Annotated in this window: 11 protein-coding genes and 3 tRNA genes; 8 read left to right on the top strand and 6 right to left on the bottom strand. The window is 60.4% G+C overall.

Annotated features, from left to right (window positions below; translation table 11 throughout):
• Nucleotides 1-109: 109 nt before the first annotated feature.
• The 6 genes from H2O75_RS09565 to purM all read left to right on the top strand — a co-directional run bounded on the left by H2O75_RS09565 (nucleotide 110) and on the right by purM (nucleotide 9120).
• Nucleotides 110-4438, top strand: a complete 4329-nt coding sequence (locus H2O75_RS09565; RefSeq protein WP_259365342.1) for a bifunctional metallophosphatase/5'-nucleotidase — start codon at nucleotides 110-112, stop codon at nucleotides 4436-4438.
• Between the two features lie 69 nt (nucleotides 4439-4507).
• On the top strand, nucleotides 4508-4873 hold the full coding sequence (locus tag H2O75_RS09560) for a sterol carrier family protein (protein WP_182171344.1): 366 nt from the start codon (nucleotides 4508-4510) through the stop codon (nucleotides 4871-4873).
• Nucleotides 4870-5133: a hypothetical protein gene (locus H2O75_RS09555; protein ID WP_182171341.1), complete on the top strand. Its 264-nt coding sequence runs from the start codon at nucleotides 4870-4872 to the stop codon at nucleotides 5131-5133. The genes H2O75_RS09560 and H2O75_RS09555 overlap by 4 nt, the downstream gene beginning before the upstream one ends.
• A gap of 9 nt (nucleotides 5134-5142) precedes the next feature.
• Complete coding sequence (locus H2O75_RS09550; protein WP_259365247.1) at nucleotides 5143-6594, top strand: RNB domain-containing ribonuclease; 1452 nt, start codon at nucleotides 5143-5145, stop codon at nucleotides 6592-6594.
• The gene (purF, locus tag H2O75_RS09545; RefSeq protein WP_182171339.1) at nucleotides 6584-8050 is read left to right on the top strand and encodes an amidophosphoribosyltransferase; all 1467 of its coding nucleotides are present in this window, start codon (nucleotides 6584-6586) and stop codon (nucleotides 8048-8050) included. Before H2O75_RS09550 ends, purF begins: the two co-directional genes overlap by 11 nt.
• On the top strand, nucleotides 8047-9120 hold the full coding sequence (purM, locus tag H2O75_RS09540) for a phosphoribosylformylglycinamidine cyclo-ligase (protein ID WP_182171337.1): 1074 nt from the start codon (nucleotides 8047-8049) through the stop codon (nucleotides 9118-9120). Before purF ends, purM begins: the two co-directional genes overlap by 4 nt.
• A 58-nt stretch (nucleotides 9121-9178) precedes the next feature.
• Here the strand turns inward: purM and H2O75_RS09535 are convergent, their stop codons facing one another.
• Entirely contained in the window at nucleotides 9179-9406 is a 228-nt protein-coding gene (locus H2O75_RS09535; RefSeq protein ID WP_182171335.1) for a DUF3073 domain-containing protein, read from the bottom strand.
• Nucleotides 9407-9580: 174 nt separating this feature from the next.
• On the opposite strand from H2O75_RS09535, the gene H2O75_RS09530 reads away from it, so the two are divergent.
• Nucleotides 9581-9769 carry a BldC family transcriptional regulator gene (locus tag H2O75_RS09530; protein WP_182171333.1) on the top strand — a complete coding sequence of 63 codons (189 nt, stop codon included), beginning with the start codon at nucleotides 9581-9583 and terminating at the stop codon, nucleotides 9767-9769.
• 59 nt (nucleotides 9770-9828) lie between these two features.
• Here the strand turns inward: H2O75_RS09530 and H2O75_RS09525 are convergent, their stop codons facing one another.
• The gene (locus tag H2O75_RS09525; protein WP_182171331.1) at nucleotides 9829-10110 is read right to left on the bottom strand and encodes a DUF3618 domain-containing protein; all 282 of its coding nucleotides are present in this window, start codon (nucleotides 10108-10110) and stop codon (nucleotides 9829-9831) included.
• Nucleotides 10103-10570: a phage holin family protein gene (locus H2O75_RS09520; RefSeq protein ID WP_259365246.1), complete on the bottom strand. Its 468-nt coding sequence runs from the start codon at nucleotides 10568-10570 to the stop codon at nucleotides 10103-10105. Before H2O75_RS09520 ends, H2O75_RS09525 begins: the two co-directional genes overlap by 8 nt.
• Nucleotides 10571-10810: 240 nt before the next feature.
• On the opposite strand from H2O75_RS09520, the gene H2O75_RS09515 reads away from it, so the two are divergent.
• Nucleotides 10811-14641 (top strand): ExeM/NucH family extracellular endonuclease, encoded by a 3831-nt coding sequence (locus H2O75_RS09515; protein WP_182171329.1) that lies wholly within the window; start codon nucleotides 10811-10813, stop codon nucleotides 14639-14641.
• Nucleotides 14642-15125: 484 nt separating this feature from the next.
• Here H2O75_RS09515 and H2O75_RS09510 read toward each other — a convergent pair.
• From H2O75_RS09510 to H2O75_RS09500, 3 genes are all read right to left on the bottom strand, one after another.
• A tRNA-Phe gene (locus tag H2O75_RS09510) sits at nucleotides 15126-15198 on the bottom strand.
• 33 nt (nucleotides 15199-15231) lie between these two features.
• Nucleotides 15232-15305: transfer RNA gene (locus tag H2O75_RS09505), tRNA-Asp, on the bottom strand.
• 24 nt (nucleotides 15306-15329) lie between these two features.
• Nucleotides 15330-15402 (bottom strand) — tRNA-Glu (locus H2O75_RS09500).
• Nucleotides 15403-15425 lie beyond the last annotated feature (23 nt).

The raw sequence follows: 15425 nt of genomic DNA, 5'->3' as shown, positions 1-15425 counted from the left end.
AGTCCACAACGAACCACATGGTCGTTGTTTGCGTAAGTTAACCCACACTTCACCGATCCCAGGTAAGTTGGATCGTGTCATGACTTTCTGAGAGATAGGACGGTATGTGATGAGAAATCACTTACTGGGCGCACGGCGCCCCCTTGCTGTGACAGCAACGGTCGCGCTCGTCGCCATGGGCATAGCCGCCCCAGCCACAGCCGCACCGGCGGGAGATGACAGCGACAAGACTGCTGTTGTCGAACCGCAAAACACGAATACTGAAACAGTCACGATTGATGTTGTGGGGATTACTGATTTCCATGGTTATATCGAGACTGCTCCGTATTTGAAGACGCAGATTGATGCTGTGCGGGCTGCTAATGAGAACACCGTGTTTGTTTCTGCGGGTGACAATATTGGTGGGTCTGCGTATGTGTCTGCTATTGCGCAGGATGTTCCGACGTTGAATGTTCTGAATGCGATGGGTCTGGATGTGTCGGCTGTGGGTAACCATGAGTTCGATCAGGGGTATGCGGATTTGACGGATCGTGTGATTCCGTTGATTGATTTCTCGTATCTGGGTGCGAATGTTGGGGGTGCTGACGCGATCAATACGCCGCCGTATGAGGTGGTGGATATTGATGGCGTGAGTGTTGCTTTTGTTGGTTCGGTGACGGAGACGACGCCGACGATCGTGGTGCCTGATGGTATTGCGGGTCTGACGTTTGCTGATCCTGTGGCGACGACGAATGATGTGGCTGCGCAGTTGAAGGATGGGAATCCTGCTAACGGTGAGGCTGATGTGGTTGTGTCGCTGTTCCATGAGGGCGACTCGGTTGCGAAGGGCTTGTCGGGGGATGTTGATCTGGTGTTTGCCGGTCATACCCATATTTCGTCGAATGTGATGACGGATGCTGGTGCGCCGATTCTTCAGGGTGGTCAGTATGGTCAGAAGTTTGCTCATGCGACGTTGAGTGTGTCGGCTGAGGGTGTTGTCACGATTGATGACACGAAGATTGTTGACCTTGATAAGTCGGTTGCTGCGGATCCTGAGATCCAGGCGCTTGTTGATGCGGCTAAGGCTGAGGCTGAGGTGCTTGGCGCTGAGGTTCTTGCCGAGATCACGGAGAATGCTTTCCGTGGGACGAATACGGGTTCGGATATGGGGTCGAATCGTGGGACTGAGTCCTCGATGGGTAACCATGTTGCCAATGCGGCGTTGATGACGGCGAATAAGCTGTCGGGTGCTGATTTTGGTTTGACGAATCCGGGTGGTCTGCGTAACGATCTCGATAGTCTTCCCGCTGGTGGTGATGGGAAGGTCACGTATGGTGAGGCGTTCTCGGCTCAGCCGTTCGGTAACACGATTGGCACGATTGATCTGACGGGTGAGCAGGTGTACACGGTGTTGGAGCAGCAGTTCCAGCCTGGTGCGTCGCGTCCTGTGCTGCGTCTTGGTCTGTCGGATAACGTGACGTACACCTATGATTGGACCGCTGAAGATGGTGGCGATATCACGGGTGTGTGGATTGATGGTGTGCCGGTTGATAAGGCGGCGACGTACACGGTTGCGTCGAATACGTTCTTGTTGACGGGTCAGGATGGTTTCACGGAGTTCGCGCAGGGCACGAATCCTGTGGAGACTGGCATTGTTGATCTTCAGGCCTATGTTGATTACATCAAGGCGGGTAATGCGGATACGATTCCTGCGGGTCAGCGTTCGATCGGTCTGATTCATGATCCGTTGGTTGCGGGTGCGAGTGCTGAGGTGGAGCTTGCTTCGCTGGTGTTCACGGCGTTGGAGGAGAAGCCGGACACGGTCACTGTGTATCTCAATGGTGTTGAGGTTGGTTCCTCGGCTATTGATGCGACGATCGTTCCGAACCGTGATGACACGGGTACCGCGGCCGTGACGGTTGCTGTTCCCGCGGACGTGCCTGCTGTTTCCGAGCTGCGTATCGTGACGACCTTCGCCAATGGCGATGTCGACACCGACGTCACCATCCCCGTCAAGGTTGCCGGTGGCTCAGTCACGATTGATGTTGTGGGGATTACTGATTTCCATGGTTATATCGAGACTGCTCCGTATTTGAAGACGCAGATTGATGCTGTGCGGGCTGCTAATGAGAACACCGTGTTTGTTTCTGCGGGTGACAATATTGGTGGGTCTGCGTATGTGTCTGCTATTGCGCAGGATGTTCCGACGTTGAATGTTCTGAATGCGATGGGTCTGGATGTGTCGGCTGTGGGTAACCATGAGTTCGATCAGGGGTATGCGGATTTGACGGATCGTGTGATTCCGTTGATTGATTTCTCGTATCTGGGTGCGAATGTTGGGGGTGCTGACGCGATCAATACGCCGCCGTATGAGGTGGTGGATATTGATGGCGTGAGTGTTGCTTTTGTTGGTTCGGTGACGGAGACGACGCCGACGATCGTGGTGCCTGATGGTATTGCGGGTCTGACGTTTGCTGATCCTGTGGCGACGACGAATGATGTGGCTGCGCAGTTGAAGGATGGGAATCCTGCTAACGGTGAGGCTGATGTGGTTGTGTCGCTGTTCCATGAGGGCGACTCGGTTGCGAAGGGCTTGTCGGGGGATGTTGATCTGGTGTTTGCCGGTCATACCCATATTTCGTCGAATGTGATGACGGATGCTGGTGCGCCGATTCTTCAGGGTGGTCAGTATGGTCAGAAGTTTGCTCATGCGACGTTGAGTGTGTCGGCTGAGGGTGTTGTCACGATTGATGACACGAAGATTGTTGACCTTGATAAGTCGGTTGCTGCGGATCCTGAGATCCAGGCGCTTGTTGATGCGGCTAAGGCTGAGGCTGAGGTGCTTGGCGCTGAGGTTCTTGCCGAGATCACGGAGAATGCTTTCCGTGGGACGAATACGGGTTCGGATATGGGGTCGAATCGTGGGACTGAGTCCTCGATGGGTAACCATGTTGCCAATGCGGCGTTGATGACGGCGAATAAGCTGTCGGGTGCTGATTTTGGTTTGACGAATCCGGGTGGTCTGCGTAACGATCTCGATAGTCTTCCCGCTGGTGGTGATGGGAAGGTCACGTATGGTGAGGCGTTCTCGGCTCAGCCGTTCGGTAACACGATTGGCACGATTGATCTGACGGGTGAGCAGGTGTACACGGTGTTGGAGCAGCAGTTCCAGCCTGGTGCGTCGCGTCCTGTGCTGCGTCTTGGTCTGTCGGATAACGTGACGTACACCTATGATTGGACCGCTGAAGATGGTGGCGATATCACGGGTGTGTGGATTGATGGTGTGCCGGTTGATAAGGCGGCGACGTACACGGTTGCGTCGAATACGTTCTTGTTGACGGGTCAGGATGGTTTCACGGAGTTCGCGCAGGGCACGAATCCTGTGGAGACTGGCATTGTTGATCTTCAGGCCTATGTTGATTACATCAAGGCGGGTAATGCGGATACGATTCCTGCGGGTCAGCGTTCGATCGGTCTGATTCATGATCCGTTGGTTGCGGGTGCGAGTGCTGAGGTGGAGCTTGCTTCGCTGGTGTTCACGGCGTTGGAGGAGAAGCCGGACACGGTCACTGTGTATCTCAATGGTGTTGAGGTTGGTTCCTCGGCTATTGATGCGACGATCGTTCCGAACCGTGATGACACGGGTACCGCGGCCGTGACGGTTGCTGTTCCCGCGGACGTGCCTGCTGTTTCCGAGCTGCGTATCGTGACGACCTTCGCCAATGGCGATGTCGACACCGACGTCACCATCCCCGTCTCTGCGAAGATCGCTCCTTCCGTCGGCAACTGGTTCTACGTCTCGAATGACTGGACATCCACTGTCGCCGCGATCGAGTTCGGCTTCGGCCGGGCCGGAGACGAAGTCTTTGCAGGTGACTGGGACAACGACGGCAAGGACACCTTCGCTGTCCGTCGCGGCACCACCTTCTACGTCACGAACGAGCTCAAGGGCGGCGACGCCGAGGTCGAGTTCAGGTACGGCCGCCTCGGCGACGAGGTCATTGTCGGTGACTGGGACGGCGACGGCTACGACACCTTCGGTGTCCGCCGCGGCAACACGTTCTACCTGAACAACGAGCTCAAGGGCGGCGCAGCCGACCTGCAGTTCAACTACGGACGCCGCGGGGACGAGATCCTCACCGGCGACTGGGATAATGACACGAAGGACACGATCACGGTTCGACGCGGCAACGCGTTCTTCGTGAACAACGAGCTCGTCGGCGGGGCAGCCAGCCACGAGTTCAACTACGGCCGGGCAACGGACAAGGCGTTCGCAGGCGACTACAACGGCAATGGTTACGACACCATCTCGCTGCGTCGCGGCAACGTCTTCATCATCAACAACGACCTCGTGGGCGGCTTCGCAGGAAGCTCCCTCGGATTCGGACGCGTTGGCGATGACGTCTTCATCGGCGACTGGGATGGCGACATGGTCGACACCCCGGCGGTTCGCCGCTGACACGCAGCCCTAGCGGCACGTGACACTGGGACGCCCACCATTCGGTGGGCGTCCCGCTATTGTGGGAGCATGAAGCGCCGTATCGACCTCAGCGAGCTCGACAGTCTCGTCTCGAGGATCTTGTCCGGAGACACTCTCTCTACCGGTGAGAAGAGAACCGCGGGGCGGGGAGCCCTCGAAGAGCTAGCAGCCCTGAGCCCGGGACGATCAGTCGAAGTCCGGGTGCCCTACGTGGGGGCAGTCCAGGCGATCATGGGACCCTCCCACAAGCGCGGCACCCCGCCGAACGTTGTCGAGATCGATATCGATACGTGGCTGGAGCTCGCGTGCGGGCAGACGAGCTGGGATGATGCTGTCAGTGCAGGTAAAGTAGGAGCGTCCGGCATCCGGGCGGATCTCAGCGATGTCCTGCCGCTATTTCGAGGAAGGCAATGATGGAATCTGGCGAAGAGTTCTACGTCACCAACCCGAGACGAGCCCCGCGGTACGGCAGATTCATGCTGGTCGGCGCCGCCCTGGGCGCAATCGTCGGCCTGCTGATCATCCAATTCGGTCCCGCGGCCGGCAGCTTCGCGATCGGCGATGTCGCCGCCGCCATGCTCCTCCTCACCGTCCCAGTCGGTCTCTTCTTCGGTGCGTTGATCGCTCTTCTCATTGACCGGAGATCGCTGAAGAAGCCCGGGCCGGTGGACTAGCCTGAGACCGTGGCTCAGCGAATAGTCCGCGCTAACGTAGCGCAACCCCGAGAAGTCGTCACTGCGATGACGGCGCTGCGGGAGAAGCTGTCGATCTCGACCGACTATCCAGACGTCACCGTCGAGGACGTGGATGCGAGCCTTCTGCCGGACCGCCGCGATATTCCTTTCGTCACGATCGACCCGCCCGGCGCGAGCGACCTGGATCAGGCCATGTACCTGTCCCGGGAGGGCGATGGCTACCTCGTGCAGTATGCGATCAGCGCCGTCGGGCTCTTCGTCCGCCCGGGCAGCGATCTCGACCGCGAGGTGCACGCCCGCGGCGTCACGCTGTATGGCCCTGACGGGAGCATCCCCCTTCACCCGCGAGAGCTCTCAGCGGGCTCCGCGTCCCTCCTGGAAGGCGAAGACCGTCCAGCATACCTCTGGTACCTCCACCTTGATCCGGACGGGGGACTGCGGCACTCGTGGGTGGAATTCGCCCATGTCAGGTCACGCGCCCAGCTCACATACGAACAGGTCCAGGATGCTCATGACGGGGGAGGGACACTCCCCGAGCAGGTTCCGGCCGACCTGGTGGAACTTCTCGCCACGATCGGGCGCCTTCGCATCGAGCGCGAGATCGCGCGCGGGGGAGTGTCTCTCGACCTTCCCGAGCAGCTGATCGAGAAGACGGATGTCGGCTACCATCTCGCCTTCCGTGCAGTGACAGACGTCGAGGAGTGGAACGCACAGATCTCGCTCCTCACCGGCATGGCAGCCGCGCGGCTCATGAAGAACGCGAACGTGGGAATCCTCAGGACACTGCCCCCGGCGCGCGACAAGGACCTCGACAGGCTCCGTCAGGTCGCGGCTGCGCTCGATATCCCCTGGCAGGCTGACGTCGACTATCCCAGCTTCGTCCGTTCGCTCGATTCCTCGCGGGCGGCACACGCCGCTTTCCTCAACGAAGCGGCCAGCCTGTTCCGGGGCGCCTCCTACCTCCCCCTCGGGGCAGGAGAATCCGCGGACGACGTCGTGTCCGCCCATGCCGCGATCGCCTCCGTCTACGCGCACGTGACAGCGCCCCTTCGGCGTCTCGTCGACCGGTATGCTCTCGAGGTCTGCCGGTGCCTCTGTGCGCAGGGGCCGATCCCTGCGTGGGTGACAGAAGCACTGCCGGACCTTCCGAAGACGATGACGAAGGCCAACCAGCGTGCCTCCGCCTACGAACGCGGCGCGATCAACGCCCTCGAGGGGCTCATCCTCGCAGGGCGCGAAGGAGAGATCTTCCGGGGCGTCGTCATCGATGTCTCGGATGGTGAGCGGCCGCGCGGCAGTGTCATGGTGCGTGACCCCGCCGTTGAAGCCACGATCCACGGAGAAGACCTGCCGGTGGGCCACGACATCCGGGTCAGGCTGGTCAAGGTATCTCCCGATGGTCCAGAATTCGAATACGTGAAGGGCAAGCATGCACGGTGATGGTCGATTGACCCGGGTCCTGGACCCAGACGACAAGGGACAGGACGAATGCGGCGTCTTCGGGGTCTGGGCCCCGGGAGAGGACGTCGCACACCTCACCTACTTCGGGCTGTATGCGCTCCAGCATCGCGGGCAGGAATCCGCCGGTATCGCGACCTCCAACGGTGAGCAGATACTCGTCTACAAGGACATGGGTCTCGTCTCCCAAGTCTTCAACGAGGACCACCTGCGGCCCTTGACAGGCCATATTGCCGTCGGTCACGTGCGCTACGCGACGACCGGCAAGTCCGCCTGGACGAACGCCCAGCCGACACTGGGGCCAACACCCTTCGGCACGATCGCTCTCGGACACAACGGCAACCTCGTCAACACTCAGGCACTCATGGGGCTGGTGAGAGAGAAGTCGGGAGAAGACCTCACGGGTGAGCTCGGCCGCGGATCCTCGACGGACACGGCCGTCATGACCGCCCTCCTGGGGTGTTCAGACGAGGACCAGTCGCTCGAGGAGGCTGCGATGAGAGTGCTTCCGCAGCTCAAGGGCGCCTTCTCTCTGGCATTCATGGACGAGCACACGCTCTACGCGGCCCGCGATCCCTACGGGTTCCGCCCGCTCGTCCTCGGCAGGCTCAGCTCGGGATGGGTGGTGGCCTCGGAAACGGCCGCGCTCGATATCGTCGGCGCCTCTTTTATCCGCGAGATCGAACCCGGAGAGCTCCTCATCATCGACGAGTCGGGAATGAGATCGCGCCGCTTCGCCGACGCCACGCCCCGCGGCTGCATCTTCGAATACGTCTATCTGGCCAGGCCGGACACGACGATCGCCGGGCGCAACGTCAACGCCGCGAGGAACGAGATGGGGAGGGTTCTCGCCCGCGAACATCCCGTCGAGGCCGATATCGTCATCGCAACCCCGGACTCGGGAACACCGGCCGCGATCGGATACGCACAGGAATCCGGTATTCCCTACGCGCAGGGTCTCGTCAAGAATGCGTACGTGGGCCGTACGTTCATCCAACCCACCCAGACCATGCGTCAGCTCGGCATCCGGCTCAAGCTCAACCCTCTGCGCGAAGTCATCGCAGGCAAGCGCATCGTCGTCGTCGACGACTCGATCGTGCGCGGCAACACGCAGCGCGCGCTTGTCCGCATGCTCCGCGAAGCGGGAGCAGCCGAGATCCACATCCGCATCTCGTCGCCCCCGGTCGTCTGGCCCTGCTATTTCGGGATCGACTTCGCGACACGGGCCGAGCTCATCGCCTCCGGCTTGAGCATCGACCAGATCAGGCAGTCGATCGGGGCCGACAGTCTCGGCTTCATGTCCGAGGAAGGCATGATCGCCTCGACGACACGCCCCGAGTCTACGCTGTGCACCGCCTGCTTCTCAGGAAAATACCCTATGCCGGTCGACCACACGAGAGTGGCGGCAGGCCTCGATCCCGCACCGGAGGACTCATGAAGATCACCTATTCCCAAGCCGGCGTCGACACGGGCGCTGGTGACCGCGCCGTCGAGCTCATGAAGTCCGCCGTCTCGAAGACTCACGGACCGAACGTGATCGGCGGCGTCGGCGGTTTCGCCGGCCTCCTCGACGCCTCGGAGCTCCTCGCCTACCGGAAGCCCCTCCTCGCCACATCGACGGACGGTGTGGGTACGAAGGTCGCGATCGCTCAGGCTCTCGATATCCACGACACGATCGGCCAGGATCTCGTGGGCATGGTCGTCGATGACATCGTGGTGGTGGGGGCGAAGCCCCTCCTCATGACCGACTACATCGCCTGCGGCAAGGTCGTTCCCGAACGGATCGCCGACATCGTCCGCGGCATCGCAGCCGCCTGCGCCTCCATCAGCACGCCCCTGCTCGGCGGGGAGACGGCAGAGCATCCGGGTCTTCTCGGCGAGGATGAGTATGACGTGGCGGGAGCCGCGACGGGCGTTGTCGAGGCAGATGCCGTCCTCGGGCCGGACAGGGTCCGCGCGGGCGACATCGTCATCGCCATGGCGTCCTCAGGGATCCACTCGAACGGCTATTCCCTCGTCCGGAAAGTCCTCGAGGTCAACGGCTGGGATTACACGAAGCACGTCGACGAACTGGGCACGACGATCGGCGAAGAGCTGCTCGTTCCCACACGTCTCTACACCAACGTATGCCTCGACCTCGCCGATCGTGTCCACGCCTACTGCCACGTGACGGGAGGCGGACTCGCGGCGAACCTGGCCAGAGTGCTGCCAATCGGCATGCTGGCAGAGGTCTCCCGTTGGGATGTTCCGCCGATCTTCCGTGTCATCGCCGATCTCGGCCAGGTCCCGACACAGGACCTCGAGGCCACACTGAACCTGGGTGTCGGCATGCTTGCGATTGTTCCCGAGGAACACGCGCAGGGCGTCATCTCCGTCTGTGCCGCTGCCGGTATTCCCGCCTGGGAAGCGGGAAGGGTCATGGCGGACGATGGTGGGGAGGCTCTCCGCGGCGCGAAGGGCGTCAACGGCGGAGGAGTTCGCCTCACCGGCATGTACACGGGGCTCTAGACAAATCGGCACAAGCTAAGGGCGCGGATATTATCCGCGCCCTTCCTAGCTTGAGAAACTATCTGCCGAGTGGGTAGACGTCTTCTTCTTCGTCGTCCTCGTCGGCATAAGGGTCCTCGTACTCGAAGCCTGAGTACTCGGTCTCGAACTCATCCGATTGGTCAGCGGGCTCGTCTCCTTTGGAGACAAGCTCGCGCTCCAGCGCTCGGTAGTCAGTATCCGGGCTGGAGTACTTCAAATTGCGAGCAACTTTACGTTGCTTGGCCTTCTGACGGCCGCGCCCCATGGCGTCGACCCCCCTCAACTAGTTCGGTCAATTACAGTGCCTCAAACGTACAACGATGGCACTCAACATTCTACGGCACCACCCTCAATTCTGGAATTCGGGACCTTGGACCCCGCATTATCCTGACATTTACTGCGAATCTGGACACAGCGTCCGTGAGGCTGAGGAGGTCCAATGCAAACACAGACCGAAAACGATCTGTTGACACCGTCGCAGGTGGCTGCGCTTTTCCATGTCGACCCGAAAACGGTGACGAGATGGGCGAACGCGGGAAAGCTATCGTCGATTCGAACCCTCGGGGGTCACCGCCGCTTCCGCAGGGAAGAGGTTGAAAAGCTTCTCACTGCGACAGCGCGACGGTAATCACCCGATGATTGATGGGAGGAGCGATGATGCTCCTCCCATCAGCACACGCCCTGTTTTTACCTCTTGATGATGAGGTAGCCCGCTAGGAGCACAGTCGCCGCCGCTGCGACGAGGATTCCGATGGCGACGGCATCGCCGTGACTCGCGTCAGCGGGAACAGCTTTCGCTTTGGCAGCGAATTCGTTCGCCTTCGCTTTCGCCTGGTCAGCCGCAGCCTTCGCGTTGGCCTTCGGGTCGACACGGGTCGCGAGCTCGTCGACGATCTCGGTGAGCTCCTGACGGGTGCGCTGAAGGTCGGCTTCAATGTCGGCCGCGCTGCGCTTGGGTGCGTCACTCATGGTGTGCCAGTCCCTTCTTCGCCGCTTCGATGTCATTGAGGATTCCCGACTTGGGATCGACGACGTACTCGTTCGAGGCCTTGATCTTCTTGAGCCCGATCAGTGCAAGAATGCCGCAGATCAGGAGAAGGGCGAAGCCGACGATAAGAGCCGATATCCACAGTGGGAGGGCGTTGGCGATGCCCCACACGGCCGCGAGGAGCAGAATGCCGAGCGCGTAGAGCGCGAGAACGCCGGCAACGATCAGCATGACAGCGCCGAGGCCAATCTTCTTCGCCTTCTCGGTCGCCTGGAGTTTCGCAAGCTCGATCTCATCGCGGATCAGGCGCGAGAAGCGTTCGCTGATCCCCGCAACGAGTTCACCGATCGAGCGAGAGTTTTTGGTCTCCTCAACCGGGGGCAGGGTCGAGCCGCCTAGGTCAGATGGGACTGCTGGTCCCTTGTTCGCGGATGCTGTCACCGTCCATCTCCTTCCGATGAACTAATCATTTGATCTCCATCACTCTACCGCGAACACTGCATGAGTGCGTACCTCACGGGATGTCAGCCGGGAACAAGGTGCACCTCATCGAATGCGCCCGTGACCTCGGGCTTCGCTTCCTGTTTACAGAAACTTCCCCAATGCGTCACCAGACTATGAGAATGTAGAGGAGATTCACTAAAAGTGACTCGGCTGGTCTAATCAAAGAGGACAGATCATATGAAATCATTCTTCACCAAGAGAGTGGCATTAATCGGTGCTGGTGCGCTGATTGTGTCACCGATATGGGCGATACCCGCCCAGGCGGAAACGGATGGCAGTGACGTCGTTATCAACGAAGTCTTTGCTCGCGGCGGCTCCGCCAACCAGGCATACACGAACAAGTTCATCGAGCTGTACAACCCCACCGATGAGGCGATCAGCCTCGATGGGCTGTCGCTGCAGTACATCCCGGCAACCAACGCGAACGCGACTGCTTCGGTCAATCTCTCGGGCTCTGTCCCTGCCGAAGGATACTTCCTTATCCAGGGCGGATCGAACGGCTCTAACGGGGCAGCGCTCCCGGCGCCTGATCTCGTGACAACCCTGAACGCCGGCGGCGGTGGCGGCGTGTTCGCGCTCGTCGATGGCACGACAAGCCTGACGGGCCTGCCTAAGGGTGACCTGTCGGCCGACGACCGCCTCGTCGACCTGGTCGGCTGGGGCACTGCGGAGCGATACGAGACGGCCGTGGCCGCAGTTGTGGGTGGCAACTCCGATTCCGGTTCCATCACCCGTACCGCTGGTGCCGATACCGACAACAACTTGGCGGACTTCACGTGGGCAACGACCCCGACTCCGCAGAACTCCGGTGGTACCGGCGGTGGAGACCCCGATCCGGATCCAGACCCCACCACCACAACCATTGCCGAGATCCAGGGCACCGGCAGCACCACTCCGCTCAACGGACAGGTTGTCACCACACGCGGTGTGGTCACGGCCGTCTACAAGAACAGCGGCTTCAACGGCGTCTACATCCAGACCCCGGGCACCGGCGGCACGATCGGCAACGCCTCTCACGGCGTCTTCGTCTACTCGGCCACAACGGCCAATGCTGTCGACTTCGGTGACTACATCGAGGTGACCGGCACCGCTGGCGAGTACTTCGGACTCACCCAGATCACGGGCCAGTCCTACACCATCCTCGACGAGGTCGTCGACGCTCCCGTCCCGACGGCCGTGACTCCTGCCGATCTCGTGACGGATGCTCAGCGCGAGGTTCTCGAGGGTATGCTCCTCGACGTGACCGACGTCCAGTTCACCGTGACCGACACGTACCAAACGAACGTCTACGGCCAGGTCGCATTGGCAATGGACGACGCACCGCTCCCCACCGAGACCGATATCTACAACCCGGTCACGGAGAAGGCCCAGCACGACGCACTCGTCGCCGAGAATGCCTCGAAGATGCTGACCCTCGATGATGGTTCGTCGTTCAGCTACACGAACTTCAACTTCAACGACCACAACACGCCCGTCCCGTACCTGAACACTGAGGTTCCCCTCCGTGTAGGCGCAGACGTGACCGTGTCCGAGCCTGTCATCCTTGACTACCGCTACCAGTGGAACCTTCAGCCCGTCGAGCGCATCACCGGCAACAACGACGACTTCCTTGTCGTCGAAGACACCCGCGCAGCGATCGTCGAAGCACCCGAGGTCGAAGGTGACGTGACGATCGCAACGTTCAACGTTCTCAACTACTTCACGACCCTGGGCACTGACCTGCGCGGCTGCACCTCGTACAACGACCGTGCGGGTAACCCCCTCACCGTCCGCGGCGGCTGTGATGCTCGTGGCGCATGGGACGCCGACAACCTGGCTCGCCAGGAAGGCAAGATCGTTGCCGCTATCCAGGAGCTGGACGCCTCTGTCGTCGGCCTTGAAGAGATCGAGAACTCGGCCGCGTTCGGCAAGGACCGGGACGTCGCCGTCTCCGACCTCGTCGATGCTCTCAACGCAGACGCAGGCTCCGCCAAGTGGGCATACGTCGAGTCACCCGAGGTTCTCCCGCAGGATGAGGACGTCATCCGACTCGCCTTCATCTACCAGGTCGACGAAGTCGTCCCCGTCGGCGATTCGAAGATCCTCATCGGTTCCTCCGCCTTCGGCAACGCACGCGAGCCCCTCGGCCAGGCCTGGCAGGCACTCGACGCTGACGGCGATCCCGCTGGCGATCAGTTCGCGACAATCACGAACCACTTCAAGTCAAAGGGCTCCGGCACCGATGACGGCACAGGGCAGGGCAACGCAAACCCCGACCGCAAGGCGCAGGCAACTGCACTTCTCGCCTTCGCGGACGAAGAGTACGGCGATATGCCGGTCTTCCTCGTGGGTGACTTCAACTCCTACTCCGCTGAAGATCCGATGCGGATCCTCGAGGCGGACGGCTACGTCAACCTTCTCCGCAACCAGAGCAACCTGGACGGCGAGCACTACTACACGTACACGTTCGGCCTGCGCGCAGGCTCCCTCGACCACATCCTCGGCAGCGCAGACGCCATGGATTGGGTAACCGAGACTGCCGTCTGGAACATCAACTCCGTTGAGTCTGTCGGCATGGAATACTCCCGCTACAACTACAACGTGACCAACCTGTTCCAGGCGGACAACCCGTTCCGCTCCTCCGACCACGATCCGATTAAGGTCGGCCTGGATATCCCCGGCCTCAACGACGAAGTCGTTGTCACGCCTGAGGCTCCTGTCCAGACCGGCAATACGGTCTCGATCCCCACGGTTGAGGGTGTCGAGTATGTGATTGATGGCGCGGTCGTGACCGGCGATGTCGATATCACTGCTGACACGACCGTGACGGCACGTGCGATCGAGGGCTATGTCCTTGCTGAGGATGCTGTTGCTCAGTGGACGTTCACCTATGTCGCTCCGATCGTGACTGTCACGCCTGAGGCTCCTGTCCAGGATGGCAACACGGTCTCGATCCCCACGGTTGAGGGTGTCGAGTACGTGATTGATGGCGCGGTCGTGACTGGCGATGTCGATATCACGAAGGACACGACCGTGACGGCGCGTGCGATCGAGGGCTATGTCCTTGCTGAGGATGCTGTTGCTCAGTGGACATTCACCTATACTGCTCCGATCGTGACCGTCACGCCCGAGGCTCCTGTCCAGGCCGGCAACACGGTCTCGATTCCAGTAGTTGAGGGTGTCGAGTACGTGATTGATGGCGCGGTCGTGACCGGCGATGTCGATATCACGGCTGACACGGTCGTGACCGCACGTGCGATCGAGGGCTATGTCCTTGCTGAGGATGCTGTTGCTCAGTGGACATTCACCTATGTCGCTCCGGGTCCCGTGGCTCCGTTGAAGGGCAATGTGTTCTTCGTTGCCAATGACTGGACCTCGACCGAGGCTGATGTCGTGTTCGCTTTCGGGCGTCGCGGCGATGAGGTCTTTGTCGGTGACTGGGACGGCGATGGCTATGACACACTCGCTGTGCGTCGTGGGAACACGTTCTATGGCAACAACACGCTCACGGGTGGTAACGCTGCTGCTGAGTTCAAGTTCGGCCGGGTCGGCGATGAGGTTCTCGTCGGTGACTGGGATGGGGATGGCGCCGATACGTTCGGTGTTCGCCGTGGCAACACGTTCTACCTGAACAACACCCTTGCCGGTGGTAACGCCGATGTTGAGTTCAACTACGGTCGCGCCGGTGATGAGGTTCTCGTTGGTGACTGGGATGGCGATGACGTCGACACGCTTGCTGTGAGTCGTGGGAATGCGTTCTACATCAACAACACTCTTGGTGGTGGGGATGCGGATTCCGTGTTCAACTACGGCCGGGTGAGTGATGAGGCGTTTGCTGGTGACTTCGATGGTGATGGTGTTGACACTGTCTCCCTGCGTCGTGGCAATGTCTTCCACATCAACAACGCTCTCGCGGGCGGGGCTGCTGACTGGACCATCGGTTATGGTCGGGCCAGCGACACGATCCTCATCGGTGACTGGGATGGCGACGGCGTCGACACCCCGACAGTCAACCGCATCGTAGGCTAGTCCTTCCGTCAGATTATCTGACTCATGACTGCTCCCCCGAAAACACTTCGGGGGAGCAGTTCTATGTCCAGACGACAACGCGGCGACCGAGTGGTTGCCGATGCGGGAGGGGAAGCTCCAGGGAACAAACCAAACAGTGTCTTGGCCAGCCCACACGCAAAAGACGTGGAGCCTGCTCCTCGAGGCCAGAAGTTTCGATGGCAGTAACTACGTTGAGTTGAATGCCGATCACATAGCCGTAGTGCCGAGAAGGCGGCAGTCCGGAGTGGCCACGATAGTGATGTCGATGCCTGCGAGACGGACTCGAATGACACGACAGAAGTCCTTCACTGACCATCTCATGCTCGCTGTGGGAATGCAGGGAGAAGCGCAGCGCCTTGCTGGCCGCCATTGACGCCAGGGGGATGAAGCGACTGAGTCAGGCACGAACTTCACAACGGCAAAGATATGCAAGAAACCCGCGATCTCTCGCGGGTTCCAATTGTGCCTCCGATCGGCGTCGATCCGATGACCTTTCGATTTTCAGTCGAACGCTCTACCAACTGAGCTACAGAGGCGTATAAGATTGCCCGGCATAGCCGGGCAATCTGCGACCCTGACGGGACTTGAACCCGCGACCTCCGCCGTGACAGGGCGGCGCGCTAACCAACTGCGCTACAGGGCCAAGAAACACTGTCGACCAAAGTCGTACCCCGAACGGGATTCGAACCCGTGTTACCGCCGTGAAAGGGCGGGGTCCTGGGCCGCTAGACGATCGGGGCCAGTATTTCTGGTGTTCCTTCGT

The organism is Flaviflexus equikiangi (assembly GCF_014069875.1).
In the GTDB taxonomy this organism is placed as follows: domain Bacteria; phylum Actinomycetota; class Actinomycetes; order Actinomycetales; family Actinomycetaceae; genus Flaviflexus; species Flaviflexus equikiangi.
Note: the sequence above shows the minus strand (reverse complement) of the source record. Positions and strands in the feature narration are given on the sequence as shown.